The organism is Streptomyces sp. NBC_00210 (genome assembly GCF_045160975.1).
Classification (GTDB): domain Bacteria; phylum Actinomycetota; class Actinomycetes; order Streptomycetales; family Streptomycetaceae; genus Streptomyces.
Genome location: NZ_CP108120.1, coordinates 1,687,818 through 1,703,638, shown reverse-complemented (window position 1 = coordinate 1,703,638; position 15,821 = coordinate 1,687,818). Strand labels below are relative to the sequence as shown.

At 68.3% G+C, this 15,821-nt stretch carries 16 protein-coding genes and 1 pseudogene; 8 read left to right on the top strand and 9 right to left on the bottom strand.

Annotated elements, in window-relative coordinates:
- The first annotated feature begins 137 nt into the window (after positions 1–137).
- Together OG729_RS07705 and OG729_RS07700 are read left to right on the top strand one after the other, a co-directional pair.
- A complete protein-coding gene (locus OG729_RS07705) occupies positions 138–1,514 on the top strand; it encodes an 8-oxoguanine deaminase (protein WP_405805103.1) in 1,377 nt (458 codons plus the stop codon).
- Positions 1,515–1,834: 320 nt separating this feature from the next.
- Positions 1,835–3,166, top strand: coding sequence for a nucleobase:cation symporter-2 family protein (locus OG729_RS07700; RefSeq protein WP_405805102.1), 1,332 nt, complete (start codon positions 1,835–1,837; stop codon positions 3,164–3,166).
- Between the two features lie 84 nt (positions 3,167–3,250).
- Here OG729_RS07700 and OG729_RS07695 read toward each other — a convergent pair whose 3' ends face one another.
- The 5 genes from OG729_RS07695 to OG729_RS07675 all read right to left on the bottom strand — a co-directional run bounded on the left by OG729_RS07695 (position 3,251) and on the right by OG729_RS07675 (position 7,139).
- Positions 3,251–4,111: a chitosanase gene (locus OG729_RS07695; RefSeq protein WP_405805101.1), complete on the bottom strand. Its 861-nt coding sequence runs from the start codon at positions 4,109–4,111 to the stop codon at positions 3,251–3,253.
- 147 nt (positions 4,112–4,258) lie between these two features.
- On the bottom strand, positions 4,259–5,359 hold the full coding sequence (locus OG729_RS07690; protein ID WP_405805100.1) for a catalase family protein: 1,101 nt from the start codon (positions 5,357–5,359) through the stop codon (positions 4,259–4,261).
- 228 nt (positions 5,360–5,587) lie between these two features.
- Positions 5,588–6,025 carry a MarR family transcriptional regulator gene (locus OG729_RS07685; protein WP_360876550.1) on the bottom strand — a complete coding sequence of 146 codons (438 nt, stop codon included), beginning with the start codon at positions 6,023–6,025 and terminating at the stop codon, positions 5,588–5,590.
- 75 nt (positions 6,026–6,100) lie between these two features.
- Entirely contained in the window at positions 6,101–6,703 is a 603-nt protein-coding gene (locus OG729_RS07680; protein WP_405805098.1) for an exonuclease, read from the bottom strand.
- Between the two features lie 67 nt (positions 6,704–6,770).
- Positions 6,771–7,139, bottom strand: a complete 369-nt coding sequence (locus tag OG729_RS07675) for a hypothetical protein (protein WP_405805096.1) — start codon at positions 7,137–7,139, stop codon at positions 6,771–6,773.
- A gap of 112 nt (positions 7,140–7,251) precedes the next feature.
- Here OG729_RS07675 and OG729_RS07670 point away from each other — a divergent pair, with 112 nt between their 5' ends.
- Together OG729_RS07670 and OG729_RS07665 are read left to right on the top strand one after the other, a co-directional pair.
- The gene (locus OG729_RS07670) at positions 7,252–8,058 is read left to right on the top strand and encodes a hypothetical protein (protein ID WP_405805094.1); all 807 of its coding nucleotides are present in this window, start codon (positions 7,252–7,254) and stop codon (positions 8,056–8,058) included.
- Positions 8,059–8,313: 255 nt separating this feature from the next.
- Positions 8,314–9,180 (top strand): PhzF family phenazine biosynthesis protein, encoded by an 867-nt coding sequence (locus tag OG729_RS07665; protein WP_405805093.1) that lies wholly within the window; start codon positions 8,314–8,316, stop codon positions 9,178–9,180.
- A gap of 150 nt (positions 9,181–9,330) precedes the next feature.
- On the opposite strand, the gene OG729_RS07660 is transcribed toward OG729_RS07665, so the two are convergent.
- Positions 9,331–10,215 (bottom strand): DUF1963 domain-containing protein, encoded by an 885-nt coding sequence (locus tag OG729_RS07660; RefSeq protein WP_405805092.1) that lies wholly within the window; start codon positions 10,213–10,215, stop codon positions 9,331–9,333.
- Positions 10,216–10,419: 204 nt separating this feature from the next.
- On the opposite strand from OG729_RS07660, the pseudogene OG729_RS07655 reads away from it, so the two are divergent.
- From OG729_RS07655 to OG729_RS07645, 3 genes and pseudogenes are all read left to right on the top strand, one after another.
- Positions 10,420–10,842 (top strand): annotated as a pseudogene (locus OG729_RS07655) (DUF5753 domain-containing protein); the annotation flags it as partial.
- Positions 10,839–11,054, top strand: a complete 216-nt coding sequence (locus OG729_RS07650) for a DUF397 domain-containing protein (protein ID WP_405805091.1) — start codon at positions 10,839–10,841, stop codon at positions 11,052–11,054. The pseudogene OG729_RS07655 and the gene OG729_RS07650, both read left to right, overlap by 4 nt.
- An 849-nt stretch (positions 11,055–11,903) precedes the next feature.
- Complete coding sequence (locus OG729_RS07645) at positions 11,904–12,242, top strand: hypothetical protein (protein WP_405805089.1); 339 nt, start codon at positions 11,904–11,906, stop codon at positions 12,240–12,242.
- Positions 12,243–12,369: 127 nt separating this feature from the next.
- Here OG729_RS07645 and OG729_RS07640 read toward each other — a convergent pair whose 3' ends face one another.
- From OG729_RS07640 to OG729_RS07630, 3 genes are all read right to left on the bottom strand, one after another.
- The gene (locus OG729_RS07640) at positions 12,370–14,172 is read right to left on the bottom strand and encodes a DEDDh family exonuclease (RefSeq protein WP_405805088.1); all 1,803 of its coding nucleotides are present in this window, start codon (positions 14,170–14,172) and stop codon (positions 12,370–12,372) included.
- 359 nt (positions 14,173–14,531) lie between these two features.
- Positions 14,532–15,134, bottom strand: coding sequence for a TIGR03086 family metal-binding protein (locus tag OG729_RS07635; protein ID WP_405805087.1), 603 nt, complete (start codon positions 15,132–15,134; stop codon positions 14,532–14,534).
- Positions 15,135–15,249: 115 nt separating this feature from the next.
- Complete coding sequence (locus OG729_RS07630; protein WP_360876586.1) at positions 15,250–15,471, bottom strand: hypothetical protein; 222 nt, start codon at positions 15,469–15,471, stop codon at positions 15,250–15,252.
- Positions 15,472–15,544: 73 nt separating this feature from the next.
- Between OG729_RS07630 and OG729_RS07625 the strand changes: the two genes are divergently transcribed.
- A complete protein-coding gene (locus OG729_RS07625; protein ID WP_405805085.1) occupies positions 15,545–15,817 on the top strand; it encodes a hypothetical protein in 273 nt (90 codons plus the stop codon).
- Positions 15,818–15,821 lie beyond the last annotated feature (4 nt).

The following is a 15,821-nucleotide window of genomic DNA, read 5'->3' as shown; positions in this document are numbered from 1 at the left end:
ACCCCCGACGTGCGCGCCGGCGTCAGGTCCCAGGGGGAGAGCGGGGGCATCTGCGCAACAACAGCACCGCGGACCCGGTCGTCACCCCGCTCGACCCCCGGGTCCGTTCCACCAATGGGAAGAACTGAGGACCCACCATGGCGGCTTCGCGCATCGTCATCGAGAACTGTTCCATCGCGACCGTGGACGCGAACGACACCGAGTACGCCACCGGCCACATTGTCGTCGCGGACAACCGGATCGAGTCGGTCGGAGCGGGCAAGGCTCCCGCCGGCCTGGAGAACGTGGTCCGCCGCATCGACGGCACCGGCCATCTCGCGACCCCCGGCCTGATCAACACGCACCACCACTTCTACCAGTGGATCACCAGGGGCCTGGCCACCGACCACAACCTCTTCAACTGGCTGGTCGCGCTCTACCCGACGTGGGCGCGCATCGACGAGCCGATGGCGCGTGCGGCGGCCCAGGGATCCCTCGCCATGATGGCCCGCGGCGGTGTCACCACCGCGATGGACCACCACTACGTCTACCCGCAGGGCTCCGGCGACCTGTCCGGTGCGATCATCGGTGCCGCTTCGGACATGGGTGTGCGGTTCACCCTCGCCCGCGGCTCCATGGACCGCGGAAAGTCGGACGGCGGCCTGCCGCCGGACTTCGCCGTCGAGTCGCTCGAAGGCGCGCTGGCCGCCACCGAGGCGACCATCGACAAGCACCACGACGCCTCCTTCGACGCGATGACCCAGATCGCCGTCGCGCCCTGCTCGCCCTTCTCCGTATCCACCGAACTGATGCGCCAGGGCGCGGAGCTGGCCCGCCGCAAGGGCGTACGGCTGCACACCCACGGCTCGGAGACCGTCGAGGAGGAGGAGTTCTGCAAGGAGCTCTTCAGGATGGGGCCGACCGACTACTTCGAGTCGACCGGCTGGCTCGGCTCGGACGTGTGGATGGCCCACTGCGTCCACATGAACGACTCGGACATCGCCGCCTTCGCCCGTACGGGCACGGGCGTCGCGCACTGCCCGTCCTCCAACGCCCGCCTGGCAGCGGGCATCGCCCGCGTCCCCGACATGCTGAAGGCGGGCGTCCCGGTCGGCCTCGGCGTCGACGGCACCGCCTCCAACGAGTCGGGCGAGCTGCACACCGAGCTGCGCAACGCGCTCCTCATCAACCGGCTCGGGGCACACCGCGAAGCCGCCCTGAACGCGCGGCAGGCGCTGCGCCTCGGCACGTACGGCGGTGCCCAGGTCCTCGGCCGCGCCGAGCAGATCGGCTCCCTGGAGGCCGGCAAGCTCGCCGACCTGGTGCTGTGGAAGCTGGACACGCTCGCGCACTCCTCCATCGCCGACCCGGTGATCGCGCTCGTCTTCGGCGCGGCCGCCCCCGTCTCGCTCTCCCTCGTCAACGGCAAGGCCATCGTCGAGGCGGGCCGTCTGACCACGGTGGACGAGGACGCCATCGCCCGCTCCGCGCGGGACGAGGCACAGCGCCTGGCGCGCATCGCCGCGCAGGCCTGATCCGAAGGAAGTCCGGTCGAGGGGGACGGCCCTCGACCGGCGGCCGTGGACCCGAGCGGGGCCCATGGCAGCCGTGACCGGGGAGTGCGGCACCGCCAATCGGTGGCGCACCCCCCGGGGCGGTGATCTCCGGTCCACCCACCTGCATGACTCGCACCACCTCCCAGACACCCGCGTCACCGCCGACGTGTAACCGACCGGAGGAACCTCCCGTGGCTACGCCCAGCTTTCGGAAAGATGCAGACGCAGTACAAGTAGACGCAGCGCAAGCAGCTGAGGAGGGGAAGCATCCGGTCGATGAGACCCTGCCTCCGCTGAAAATGTTCACCAGCGGACTGCAGCATGTGGCCGCGATGTACGCGGGCGTGGTGGCCCCGCCCATGATCGTGGGGCCCGCGGTGGGCCTCAGCGCCAAAGACACCGCGTTCTTGATGGGGGCCAGCCTGTTCACGGCGGGCCTGGCCACCCTGTTGCAGACCCTCGGCTTCTGGAAGGTCGGCGCCAGGCTTCCGTTCGTCAACGGTGTCTCGTTCGCCGGTGTGACCCCGATGATCGCCATCGGCAAGGACCGTGGCGCCGACGGAATCGCGGTCATCTTCGGCGCGATCATCGTCGCCAGCGTGCTGGGCTTCGTACTCACTCCTTACTTCTCGAAGCTCGTCCGCTTCTTCCCACCCGTCGTCACCGGCACCGTCATCACCCTGATCGGAGTCTCCCTGTTGCCGGTCGCCTTCCGCTGGTCGCAGGGCGGCAACTCCACGGCCTCCGACTACGGTTCGATGAAGAACATCGGCATGGCGGCCCTGACCTTGGTGATCGTGCTGGCCCTGCGCAAACTGCTGCGCGGCTTCCTCCAGCAGATCGCGATCCTGCTCGGTCTTGTCGCCGGTACGGTCATCGCCGTTCCGCTGGGGATGACCAGCTTCGACGCCCTGAAGAACGCCGGCGCGGTCGGCTTCCCGACGCCGTTCCACTTCGGCGCCCCGCAGTTCGAGATCGCCGCGATCGTCTCGATGTGCATCGTGATGCTGGTCTGCATGACCGAGTCCACCGCCGACATGCTCGCGCTCGGCAAGATCGTCGACCGGCCGGCCGATGAGCGGACCATCGAGGGCGGACTGCGCGCCGACACCCTCGGCAGCGCGCTCAGCCCGCTCTTCAACGGCTTCATGTGCAGCGCCTTCGCGCAGAACATCGGCCTGGTCGCGATGACGAAGGTGCGCAGCCGGTTCGTCGTCGCAGCTGGCGGCGGCATTCTGATCCTGCTCGGTCTGTGTCCGGTGGCGGCTTCCGTGATCGCGCTCGTCCCGCTGCCGGTACTCGGCGGCGCGGGCATCGTGCTCTTCGGCTCGGTCGCCGCCAGCGGCATCCAGACGCTGGCCTCGGCCGCCCTGGAGAAGGGGGAGAACTCCCTGATCGTCGCGGCGTCCGTCGGCGTCGGGCTGATCCCGATCGCCGCGCCGGAGTTCTACCACGCCTTCCCCAAGGATGCGCTCGTCGTACTCGACTCGGGCATCTCGACCGGGTGCATCGTGGCCATCGTCCTCAACCTGGCCTTCAACCACCTGGGGAAGAAGGGGAGTTCGGGGACGGAACCGGGGGCGGAGCCGGTGGAGACCGCGACCGGTTCGGAAGCGGTCGCGGTGCACTGAGCGGCTGTTCCTGCTGATGCTGCATGCGAAAGGGCCGAGCCTTTGTGAGGCTCGGCCCTTTCGCGGCAGGAGCGCGGTGCGGACTCAGTCGATGTGGAAGCTCTCCCCGTACACCTTCCAGTCCAGCGGGGTGTTGAGGTTGAAGTTGTTCTTCTTGACGAAGACTCGCTGGGCCGTGTCGACCCGGCTGGTGTCCTCGTGCGCCTCCTCCTGCTTCATCGCCCAGACCCGGGCGTCGAGGAAGGCGTTCAGATACGTCTTCTCGTCACCGCCCTGCGCCGGCGTCTTGGCCTTGGCGAGCGCCTTCTTGCGGATGCTGCTGAAGCTGGTGCTGTCGCTGCCGTCGCCGTGCATGACGATCGCGTCGTAGTAGATGAACTGGCCGAGGACGCCGATGCCGTCCTGCTTGCCGCGGCCCACCGCCGGGTTGAAGTAGACCCGGTCGCGCTCGTCGTTCTGGGCCTTCTTGAACTCGGAGTCCTGGGCCGCCTTCTTCCAGTCCTTGGTGAAGTTCGGGTCGAGCCCCGCGTGCGAGTCGCTGCCGTCGACCTTGCGCAGTGCGGGCAGGTACTTGGCGAGGACGTTTCCGGGCTTGCGGTCGGTGTAGAGCTCGACCAGATCCAGCATGTCGCCGGTGCCGGAACAGAAGCCGATGATGCCGGCGGTGTAGCCGCGGCCGTCGTCGATGTCCTCGATGTACTTGTACTGCGCCTTCCAGTCCAGCGAGGAGTTCTCCGCGCTGGACACGATCTGCATGGCGATCTCCTTCTTCGCCGGGTCGTCGAGCCCGATGGCAGCGGGAGCCACGGTCGCGCGGGAGGGCTCCGCGGGCTCGTCGGACGTGGCCGCCATGGCGGTGGCCGGCACCGCGAGGAGGGCCACGCCGAGCGCGATGCGGGGGAGGAACTTGAGCGGACGTGCAGGGCGTGCGTGGGGGGCGGGCACGGTGCCTCCAGGGGGAGTTCGTCGGTCCGTGTTCTGTTAGGAAGCTTTCCTATCAGAGTGCGGAAGTGGCGTACACCCCTTCGCCATGGGCAAGTTCAGCCCTGGAGGTCGGCTCAGGAGTTCAGTCCAGGAGTTCGGCCGAGGCGTTCAGCCCAGGAGTTCGGCGCTGCTCGCCGGTTCCACACGCGCCTGCCCGTTGATGCGGTGCCGCTCGATCGAGGAGCGGCGGTACACCTCCTCGCGCACCCGCTGGATCTCGCCGATCGGCCGGTGGTCCTCACGGGTGCGCCACGGCGTGATCGACGTGGTGTCCGCGGCGGCCAGGTTCTCCAAGCCGGCGATGTCCTGGCGCGGGATGGCGATCGTCGCGACCGTGACCCACGGCGAGAGCTGTTCGGGCCACTCGATGGAGGTGTTGTCCACCGGCATCCGGGTCAGATCGGTGTTGAGCTGCACCTGGAGCTCGAAAACGTGGTCCCGCTCGGCCGCCTCCGCCACCAGCGTGTTGCGGAACGACTCGCCGTCCGCCTGCACATCGACCGCAAGATGCGTGACGGGCGTGACCGGCACCGTCCGCACCTTGGCGATGTGGTCGCCGTAACGGAAGGCGCCCATGCTGTTGTACGTGTACGAGAGCAGGTTCTGCCGCGGGACCTGGGTGAACGAGAGCATCGCGAACAGCTCGTCCCACAGCCACTCGTCCGCGGTCTCCAAGGTCCCGCGCCTGGTGAGGAATTCACCCATCCACGACTTCCGCCGCGCCGGGTTCACCAGTGCGTCGGGCAGCTCGGCGAACAGCTCCTCGATGACCATGTAGTCGTACGCCGTATTGGCGAAGAACACCCGGTTGTTGATCAGGTTGAGGTCGAAGGTCGTCGCCTCTGCCTCGTCGGAGAGCAGTGAGTCGCCGGGCACCCCGAACATCTTGATGCCCATGCCGCAGGCCGCGCCGAGCAGTGAGTCGGCGCGCAGGTGCCCGAGGCCGTTGGAGTAGCGGACGACGGCGTCGTAGGCGCCGGGGGTGGCGAAGATCCCTTGCGCGTACGACGCCGGCACCTCACCCACCGTGACCGTGGCCTTCACCAGTCCGTACGTCTTGCCGTGTGCCGTACGGACCGCGCGGCCCACGCCCTGCCGCTCGACGGACTCTCGGGTACGCCGGGCGACATTGCCGACGACCTCGTCCAGCTCCTGCTGATAGGTGGGTCGCTCGACGGGGGCGTATGTCTCGTACCTGACGAATTCCATGGCGGGCCTCTCCTCTGCCGTGCTCTGTGGCATGTCCTATTGAGAAAGATAGCCTGCAATTAAATTGTGCACGATGTAACTGGGTGTGAGGATCCCCACTCGGAATCGCCTCTGCGCTGCGGCCTGGCGGCTCTGGCCCGGCGCGCCGGCCCTGCGGCTGCGGCCCCCTGCCCTCGGTCCGGCGCGTAGACCGCCCTGCACTGCGGCTCGGCGTCTCCGGCTGGGCGCTCAGCTCAGCCGGTCGACCAGTTCACGCAGCTGGTCCCGGAGCCGGCCCGCCTCGTCCGCGGTCAACCCGTACCGCCGGCCCATCGCCGTAGGCACCTGCTCGGCCCGCTCCCGCAGCGCCTCACCCCGCTCCGTCGCCGCCACCATGACCAGCCGCTCGTCCTCCGGCTGCCGCACGCGCCGCAGCAGCCCGGCCGACTCCAGCCGCTTCACCAGCGGCGACAGCGTGCCGTAGTCCAGGCCCAGAACCGTGCCGAGATCCTTCATCGGGACCTCCCCGCGCTCCCAGAGCGCGAGCATCACCAGATACTGCGGATAGGTCAGTTCCAGCTCCGCAAGGACCGGCCGGTATGCCGCCGTCACCGCCCGGGAAGCGGAGTACAGCGCGAAGCACAGCTGGTCGTCGAGCGCGGTCGGGCCCGTGCGGTTGTCACCCATGGCCCTATTCTGCGTCGATGCGGTGGCTGTCGCCGTACGCCGGTCACGGACCCACCGGGCAGCCCCCTCCCGGACTCAGCGCCCCGGCCACGCCATGAGGTTGCTGAACAGCTCCGCCTGCTCGATCGCGTCGTCGAGAGCGTGATGAGTGTGCCGCCGCCGTGAAAGCAGCTCGCGCGGCATCGTGCCCTTGGCAACGGCACGCAGCGGGAGCCCCGCCTTGGTCGCGTAGAGCGTCTTCATGTCCAGACAGCCGGAGTGCCCGAAGGGGCTCGCTCCGGTGAAGCGCAGCAGATACCAGTACAGGAAGGTCCAGTCGTACGAGGCCGGATAGCCGCACATCACGGGCTGCGCGCCCACGCTCACCTCGCGCACCCAGGCGCTGAACTCCCCCATCGCGGCCGCCGGTTCACTGCCCTCGGCGATCAGCCTGTCCCGGTCGAGCCCGCTGACCGCCAGCGCCTCGGGCACGAAGTCCTCGCTGATGGGACGCAGTTCACGATAGAAGGTGTGCGCCTCGGGGTCGGCCGCCGCATAACTGTCGGCATCCTGGCGCCCGGCCACCGCCGCGCCGAAGCTGATCATCGAGTAGGGGCCGGGGATCGGACCGTCGGCCTCGATGTCGACGGAGATGTAGAGACTGGGTTCGTACGACGTGCCATGCCGGGAGCATCGCATCGGGGCTGCTCCCGGCACATCCGGTTTTGTTGGCGGACCGGGCCCTGCTTCGGGCGCGCCGCTGCCGTCAGCCGCGTTGCTTCGGGCCGATCACCAGCTCGTGCTCCTGCTCACCGTGGCCAACTGTGAAGTGAGCCTGGAGGCCGGCAACGAGTCGCTTGATGTCCTTCGGGCGGCCGAAGGCGAGCGCGTGGACGGCTTCGCTGAGCAGGACCGGCTCGCTGAGAGGGTGCTGCCGGCGTACGTCGAAGGACCTGGTGGACACCACCGGGCCGCCGTCCGGGACGATCCGACCGGCCCCGGGCAGGGCAGGAGCGAAGATCGCGCTCAGCGCCTCGTAAACGAGGCCCCCGGCCAGAGTGGGGTCGATGTGCACCCCGACCGTTCCAGCCTCGCGGTGGCGGGCGGGCGTCCTTCCCCTGAGTCGATGCGGCATGTCTTCAGCATCCGGCCGACGGCGCCAATCCGCCTGCCGAGCAGCGCCGGAAAGGACCGCTGTGCCCGAATCAAGGGGACAGACGCGGCGGCAGGAACTGGCTGGGGCTGCCGTGCCAGAAGATGTCGTGGTCACCGTGGTGCCGGATGCCAACGGCGAGCCCAAGGTCGGCCCCGACTACCAGGCCAACGCCTGGGACCGCTACAACTGGGACAAGGGCCCGACGAGCCGGGGCGTGCGGGCGGGCGTACGGATCCCGGGCGCGAACAGCAGGAAGGCCGGTAGAGGTCCACCCATGAACAGCCCCAGTAGTGAATCCTGCCGCGAGCGGACTGCACGTCGCCGCCTGCAGGTTCTGGGTGTCGTGGTGCTGGCGGTAATCGCCTGCGTTGCTGCGGCAGTCGGAGGGTTCGCGTACCTCGCCGACGAAGTGTCGTCGGACCAGACCGACGAGGAGATGAACTGCTGCTGGGAAAGCGGCGCCACTCCTGCCTGGATGAGCGAGAAGATCGGCATCCGCATCCCGGAGGCGGCTGCGGACCGGCGGGCCGGATACAAGACCGGCAGCCGCTACGACACGGGGTTGCTCTCGTTCACCCTTCGCAGCCAGGAGGCGGACGCGTACACGTCCCGGCTGATTCGGAAGGGTACGAAGATGATCCGGAACTTCCATCCCGAGAAGAAGGACTACCGCCCGGCGGCCGCCTTCGCCCACCTCAAACTGCCCGAGCCGGAGACCTTCGTCGAGGGGCTGCGCCAGGTCAGCCTTTGCCCTGATGACCTCAACACCCCTGAAGGCCGGTACCTCCAGCGTTGCGTCGACCTCTTTGCGCACGAATACAAGCCGGGCAGTACCCGGATCTACGTCAGGTCGACCATCGAGCCGGGCCTGACGCCACCGCCGGCGACCACCAAGTAGTAGATGGGGGCGAGGCATGCCTCGGCGAAGGTCAGCACCGACTTGCCCCACTCTGCCGTCCGCGTCAACCTCCCGGTTTCCGCCTGATGTGCGCGATCCGGAAGGCGCCCTCCTCGCGCACGGACCAGAAATGCAGCCGACCGGTGCCTGGAGTGAAGCGGCCGTGCAGGTCGAAGCAGCGGTCCACGCCGACACACCACACGTCCCTGATCCTTGTTCGGGAACAATCCACCTCGGTCCCTGGTTCCGCAGGTCATGACGACGAAGCACGCTGTCCTGCGCTACACCGCCTTCTCCGGCGACCCCGAGGGAGGCAACCCCGCCGGGGTCGTCCTCGATGCTTCCGGGCTCGATGATGCCGACATGCTCTCCATCGCCGCCGACCTCGGGTACAGCGAGTCCGCGTTCCTGTCCGCCCCGCCCGAGGGGCTCGGCGGGGAGCCCGGACGGGCCTTCACCATCCGGTACTTCAGCCCCAAGGCGGAGGTGCCGTTCTGCGGGCACGCCACTGTCGCTACCGCCATCGCCCTCGGCGAGCGCATCGGGACCGGCGACCTGGTGTTCGCGACGCGGGCCGGGACGGTGCCGGTGACGGTCAGCGAGGAGGGCGGGGCGCTGCGGGCCACACTCACTACGGTCGAGCCGCACAGCGAGGACATCGGGGAGGCCGACCTAGCCGAGGCGCTGGCCGCGCTCAACTGGCCGGCCGCCGATCTGGATCCCGCGCTGCCGCCCCGCATCGCCTTCGCCGGCGCCCGGCATCTGGTGCTCGCCGCCGCGACCCGTCAGCGGCTCGCGGATCTGGCGTACGACTTCGAACGCCTCGAAGCCCTGATGCACCGCCTCGATCTGACCACGGTGCAGTTGGTGTGGCGGGAGTCGGAGAGCGTCTTCCACGTCCGCGACCCGTTCCCGGTGGGCGGCGTGGTGGAGGACCCGGCCACGGGCGCGGCGGCAGGCGCGTTCGGCGCGTACGCCCGCGAACTCGGCCTGGTCCCCGAGGCGGTGGTGATCACCCTCCACCAGGGCGAGGACATGGGGCGTCCGGGCGTGCTGACCGTGGAACTGCGTGCGGGCGACAAGCGGGTGCGGGTGAGTGGGACGGGCACACGGATCGTTTGACGAGGACCGGCCGCCCCTTCTCCCCGGAACCAGCGGTGTCCTCCCTCCAGGCTCAGTTGGCTGACCGGCGCCAGCGCTTGGACCGCAGCGGCACCGTGATCCACCGAGGCCGTCTGCCGAAGTTCCGGCGTATGTCCGTGCCCTGCCCTTTCAGGAGCAGTCGAACCAGTGGCCAACGGGGCGGTCGGGACACGACCGGCACTCGAAGATGTACACGCCGCCCGCGTCTCCCAGCATCAGCCCGGCCGCTTCCTGCGCGGCGAGACCTTGCTCGGAGCGGAACGATTCCTGTCCGTCGATGACGGCCCGGTCCTCCAAGGGCAGCCATGTGCGCCAGGACTCTCCGTCGTACTCCCAACTGGACACGGTGAGCAGGTGTTCCATGCGCTGCCCGCATCCCTCGCAGTCGGGCCACCAGGGTTCCTGCGTCCAGCCCGGGTAGCCGCCGAGCTTGATGCCCGGGGCGTCGGCAAGGTGGTACTGGTACAGCCAGCCCGTTTCCTGTTCCACGTGAGTGAACCGATCCCGGAGCAAGTCGAGCAGGTGGCGCGGCAGGTCCCCACTGGGGTACTCCGTCACCGGCTCCGGGTGGACGACGCAGGGGTTGGGCACGTAGTGCTCGGGCGCTTCGGAGGGCGGGGGAGGGGTGGGCCCCACACTGGTGACGGCAGCTGCGCTTCGCCAGTGGACCTGGGGGAGCGGGTAGCAGAACTCGCCGTGGTCGAAGGGGCACCAGAGGACCTGGAGCAGGTCGCGGCCGGGCGGGAAGGGCACGCCGGGGGCGTCGGCCTGATGGACCTGCACGATGGGGACGAGAGGTGTCGGCCCGTCGTGGACGGTTCCGAAGTCGTCGTCCCCGCCGCACATGGGCCACGGTTCGTCGGCCGGCCATAGCAACGGGCCGCCGACCGAGCTGTCCCGGTACGTCGGTTGGCCGGCGCGGGGGTGGAGCCGTATCGCCTCCTTGCGGAACGGACCCACCTCCGGGAAGAGCTGCTCGACGTCGAGGGGGCGTGGCGGGGTGGTGCGGGTCACCTGTGGCTCCGGCGGGTCTGCGGTACGGGACGGGCAGGACTCTACGGCCGAGGTCTGACACCTGACCGCCTGCCTGTGCGCGGAGCTCTCATGGAGGCGTCGGGCTGGGGCGGGCGCGCGGGTGGTGCTGGTGTCGCGCGTAGGGGGCAATTATCGGCATCTCGGCCGAACTGGGGTATGTCGTACGTAGCGTTGATCGGGGGCGAAGAGACGATCGATGAACGTGTCATCGCTCGCCTGGCTCGGCAGGACATCTTCGCACGGAAGCCGTTGCCCACCATCAGTTTCGCGATTGAGGAGTCAGTACTTACCCGTCCCGTGGGCGGTGAGGGCGTGATGCGTGGACAGCTTGAGCAGCTTCTGCTCTGTGGCGAGCGTAGAAGCGTTGATATCCAGGTGATGCCGAACAAGCGCGAGGAGCACGCTGGGCTTGCTGGGCCGTTCACCTTGATCGAGACGAAGGAAGGGCGGAGGATCGCCTATGTGGAGGCATACAAGCACAGCCGTCTCTACACGGATCGGAGGACTGTCCGGGAGCTCGAAGAGCAGTACGGTCTCCTCCGGGCCCAGGCACTCACCCCGCGCGAATCGCTCGCCCTCATCGAGAAGTTGCTTGGAGAGACATGAACATCGAAGAGTCTGTGTCAACTGCGCCTGGTCTGACGTGGTCCAAGAGCAGTTACAGCAGCGGTGAGGGCGGTCAGTGCGTGGAGGTCGCGGCCCGCCCTGGGGTTGTGCACGTACGCGATTCCAAGGACACCACAGTTCCGATGCTCACCGTGCAGCCCCACGCGTGGGACACCTTCGTAGGCTTCGCGGCGGAGAGCGGTACCGCGTAGGTACGTGGTCGGCGCTATAAGGGCGCGGTACACGCCCGGCGGCGGGGCGGTGACGGGGCCGGCCAGGGGCGGCGGCTGCAGGCCGGCCGCCTGCATCGCGCAACTGCCTGCTGCGAGTCGACTTCGCAGTCTTCGCAGCGCCGGGCTGAGTTGAGGGGCTGAAGCGGATCCGATGCCCTGACTAAGGCGAGCCTTATCGTCTCAATGACGAGATTGAGGTGGAGTGATTGTCCGAGTAACCACCGGAAGGGCGTGTGATGACGACGGGCGAAGGGGCCGCCGCTGATCCGGGCGGCGGGGAGCAGCCGGAATTGGACTTCGAGGCGTACCTCGTGCTCTGACCGTGAAAGTTCGCCGGGTACAGGCTCCGACCGATCACCCAATACACTCCGTGCGATTCGCTGTTCGAGTACTGGGAGTGTTATGTCGTCCTACCGGTGTAGTCGATCCCTCCTTGTCGCTGCCGTCGGCGCTGTGCTCTCTCTCGTCGGGGGCTGTGCTTCAGGTGGGGAAAACACGGCTGCCGAGTCGGCGTCGTCCGCTCCTGTATCGCCGACGACCGTGCGACCGCTCAATGCTGCAGAGTTGGCGGGGGCACTTCCCAAAGAAGGGGCTCTGCCGGGCTACAGCGTCGAAAACGCACCTGAGTCAAAGACCGGCGGTGGCACTCCCGATCAGAGCGTACGACCTGCGGCATGCCAGCCGCTCCAGGATGCTCGCTCTGGCGTCCCTGCCACCTCGGTGGCCAGTGCCTGGGTCCATATATCCGCTTCGGTGTTCGCTCCGCCGACCGAGACCCTTACCTTCTCCAGCTATCGTCTCCGGGGTGCCGGTGCCTATCTTGCCTCCGTGGACAAGGCGCTCGACGCCTGTCCGTCGCTGTCCTTCCTGAACCGATATGGCGACCGAGTGAGAGTAGACAGCGAGCGGGTTGCGGACCACGTAGCTGTGGGCGATGCCTCGGTGAGTTTCCGGATGCACTGGGTCTCGGATGTCGGCGGGTTCAAGACGGACACGTATTCCTTGATCACAACTGTCCGCTCGGGGGAGGCGACCGTTACTGTCGTATCGGACAGCATGGTCGGCAGCCAACTCTCGGCCGTGAAGAAACGTGTGTTTCTCCCGAAGCTGGACCAGCACCTGCTGCAACGCCAAGCCGACGCCCTCCGCGAAGCACAACACAGCTGAGCTCCGAGCGCGTTCAGCTTGTTCTACGACTGGGATCATCAGCCGGCTTGATCAGGGTGCGCTTGTCCGTGCCTGCCCGCCCTAGCACGCCGCGGACTGCAGGCCTTGCTGTCAGGGCACCTTGCCCTCAGTCCGTGATGTCGACGCCGAAGCCACGGGCCAGGGAGGCAAGCCCATAGTCGTATCCCTGGCCTACCGCTCTCGCACGCCAGATGGGTCCTCGCCGGTAGAGCTCGGCGAGGACCAGGCTGCGTTCGGTAGTGGCTGCGTCCAGGGTGGCCTCGGCCACGGCCCTCTCACTGGTGCCGGGGGCAATGGTGATCTCGATAGCCCCGACATCTGCGAAGGTCGCGGAGCCGTCGATTGCAGCAGCAATGACAACCTTGCGGGCCGCGTCCGGCAGCGCAGCCAGGTCCACGGTAATGGCCTGTTCGCAAGGTCCTTCGGTGGCGAGCCGAACGGTGCCGTTAGGGCTCTCGGGGGCTCCATAGAAGACGAAGTCTTCGTCATAGGAGACCTGTTCGTCCTCGTCGACGATGAAGGCGACAACGTCGATCTGGCAGGAGGTCTGATGTCCCCAGCTGGCGGCAACACTCCAACGGGACGGGGGCTTGGAGTGGGGAAGGTCGATGACGCCACCGCGCGGCAGCACCGACACGATCTCTGGCGGCTGGGGCGCCGCCGACTGGCCGAGGGCGGGGGCCGGGGCGGGGGTAAGGCTCTGAAGCCATGAGGCGTCGCGGAGGGGCAGGTTCCGTGCGGTGATGCGGGGCATCCGACGGTCGTTCTCCCCTCCGGGGAGCACGACGGCATCGGTGACGCTGGTGGAGAGGTTTACGGCGACAGAGCCGCCCAGCTCGGCGATCTGTGTGCGGATGAGGGCTGCGTCATCGTGTTGACCGCCGAGTACGAGGAAACGCCGCCCGATGAAAGGCCCCGCAGCGCCCTGGGCGCAGCTGCGAGGCCCTGGAAACGGGGTTCCCTGCGGGTCATGGACTGGCGAAGTCTTGTGCGAGGTACCCGGCAGGACGTCGGCCAGCATCTCGATGAAGGCGGTTTCCGTAGTCATCGGAACGCCGTTCTCCTGCGCAGCTCGTGTCTTGGCGGTGTCGCCGTCTCGCTCGTTGGTCACCACCGCGCTCGTGTGCCGGCTGACCGATCCGACGACGTTGAGGCCTGCGGCGACCGCACGGGCCACCAGTTCCTCGCGGGAGACCCGCGTATCGCCTGTGAAGGCGATCTTCATGCCCTGCATCAGCGGGCCTCCTGCGGGAAGCCGTCCGGGGTTCATGTAGGCGCACGGAGTCTTGGGGACGCGCGGCGGGTAGCCCGAGCCCTGCTTCGGCGGGCAGGGCATCAGCGGCAGTTCCAGACCCAATCCTTCAGCGGCCAGCAGGGAACCGCGCAGCACCCCTGCCAGGACACGGGCATCGTCCAGGGCGTCGTGCGCCTGCTGCTGCCGCACCCCGTAGTGGGCTGCCAGGGTGGCCAGTTTCAGATCATCGGTGGCCGGCGACACCCGACGGTTCAGGGCCAGCGTGCAAAGGCGCTGCGAAACCGGGAGCCAGGAGCGGGCTCGTGCGAACTCGTGCGCCAAGAAGTCGTAGTCGAACTGCGCGTTGTGCGCCACCATGACCCGGCCCGTGAGCAACGCACCGATCTGGTCGGCGACCTCCTCGAAGGCCGGTGCCCCACTCAGGCGCTTCGAAGTGAGACCGTGGATATGTACCGGGCCAGGATCGCAGCCTGGGTCGAGCAGGGTGGAGAACTCCTCGAGCAGCTCTCCTGAACTACTCAACGTCAGCACCGCCACGGATAAAACCCGATGTTGCCAAGGACGCAGTCCCGATGTCTCCACATCCACAACTGCCCACTCGGGCCGTCCTGCGAGTCTGCGAGGCAGGGCGACAGGAGTGGGCAGTAGGTCCATGGCCTCAGCATGGTGCCAGAACCCGTGACCACTCAACCCTCCGCGCATCTCGAGGCATTAGATCCGACCTCGCTCCGGCGTCGGCACCTCCACTCGCACAGGTCGTGCAACGGGATTTCATACTCAGCTCAGTTGGCGGATACGCGCTGTCAGCAGGGCGCAACTGTCTTCGCGCGACAGGGGCTACGAGCATGCGGTGGCGTCTGACCGGGGACCGCGGACGAGGCGGTCGCCGTGCTCGCCGGAGTTCTGGCGGACGCGCTTGCGGAGCGCGACCTGCGAGTGGTGACCGCCGACCTGGAGCCCGAAATGATCCGCACCGACGAACGAATAGGCGAGCAGGCCAGGGCGGCCCCTGGTCAGGCCCCGGGCCTCCAGTCCGGCCGCCGGCCGTTGACGGCCACAACCCGGTCGAGCAGCGGCGCGCTCTCAGGTACCTCGACGACCGGGCCGAACAACCCGCCCCGGCTCTCCTCGTCGCCCGTCGGCTTCATCAGCTCGTACGCCACCTGAAGGCTCGCGTCATCGGGGGAGTACGCCTGCCCCGTGGCGCGAGCCAGGTCCCAGCCGTGGACCACGAGCTCGTTCACGGCGACGCGGCCGGCGATCGCTGCCGGGAGGGTGACGCCCCCCGCCTGGGTATGGCCGTCCCACGCTTCGGGACTGGCCCAGGACTCCACCAGCTCGTCCAGCCGCTGGGGAAGCACGGTGCGCCAGTCGTCGTGCAGGACCGGCAGTACGGAACTGGGGTCGGTGTTCGTCGACGGTCCGAGATCCTTCCGCGCGGCGTCCCGGAAGGCGGTGGCCAGCCCGACGATATGGCCCAGCAGCTCGCGTACGGCGTACTTGGGGCAGGGTGTCGGGTCGGCAAGCCGTGCGTCGTCGACGGCGGCGGTCAGCTGTGCCACGGCTCGGGCGGCGGGGCGGAGGTCGAGGGACGGGATATGCGATGTGTTGTCCATACAGGGGCAGACCGGCCCGGTCGCCGAAACTCATCGCCCAAGGTCTCGACGACCGAGCTCGGCCCGGTGGCGGTCCAGGTCGGATTTTCCGCCACGATCCGACGTGAGGACGCCCTCAGAAAGACGTCTCCCGCACACTGGCCCGGTCCGAGGGCACGGTCGTCGCCGTGATCTCCGAGCGGTGCCGGTCACCCTCGAAAGTCACCGTCAGGGTGTCGGGCGCGCTCTGTGTGGTGCTCGCCGTGAAGCCCTGGTTCGGCACCGCCGAGATGAGGCACACCCCGCCGCTGCCGTAGCGCACGGTGGCCTTCCCGCCCTGGGACGAGATGGTGTGCACACCCGAACCGCCCTGTTCGCATCCCTCGCCGCCCGAGTTCGCCCCGGAGGGCTCCTCGGGAGGCTGAGGAGTCGTGCGGGCCGCGGGGGTTGGCGACGCCGTACGGGGCCTGTCGGTCTTCCGGGGCGGCGTCGGCCTGGGCGCGGAGGGGCTCGGGGTGGGCTTGGGGCTCGGGGACGCGCTGGGGCGCGCAGTCACCGAGGCCTGCGGCGAGGCGGCGGCGAAGTCCGTCGGCGCCGACTTCGCGACCGGCGCCGTCGGTCTGGTCGAACCCACCACGAAATGGACCGTGATCATGACGGCCGTCACGCTGGCTGTCGTGCAGGACAGCCAGATGAGCACGTAGCGCA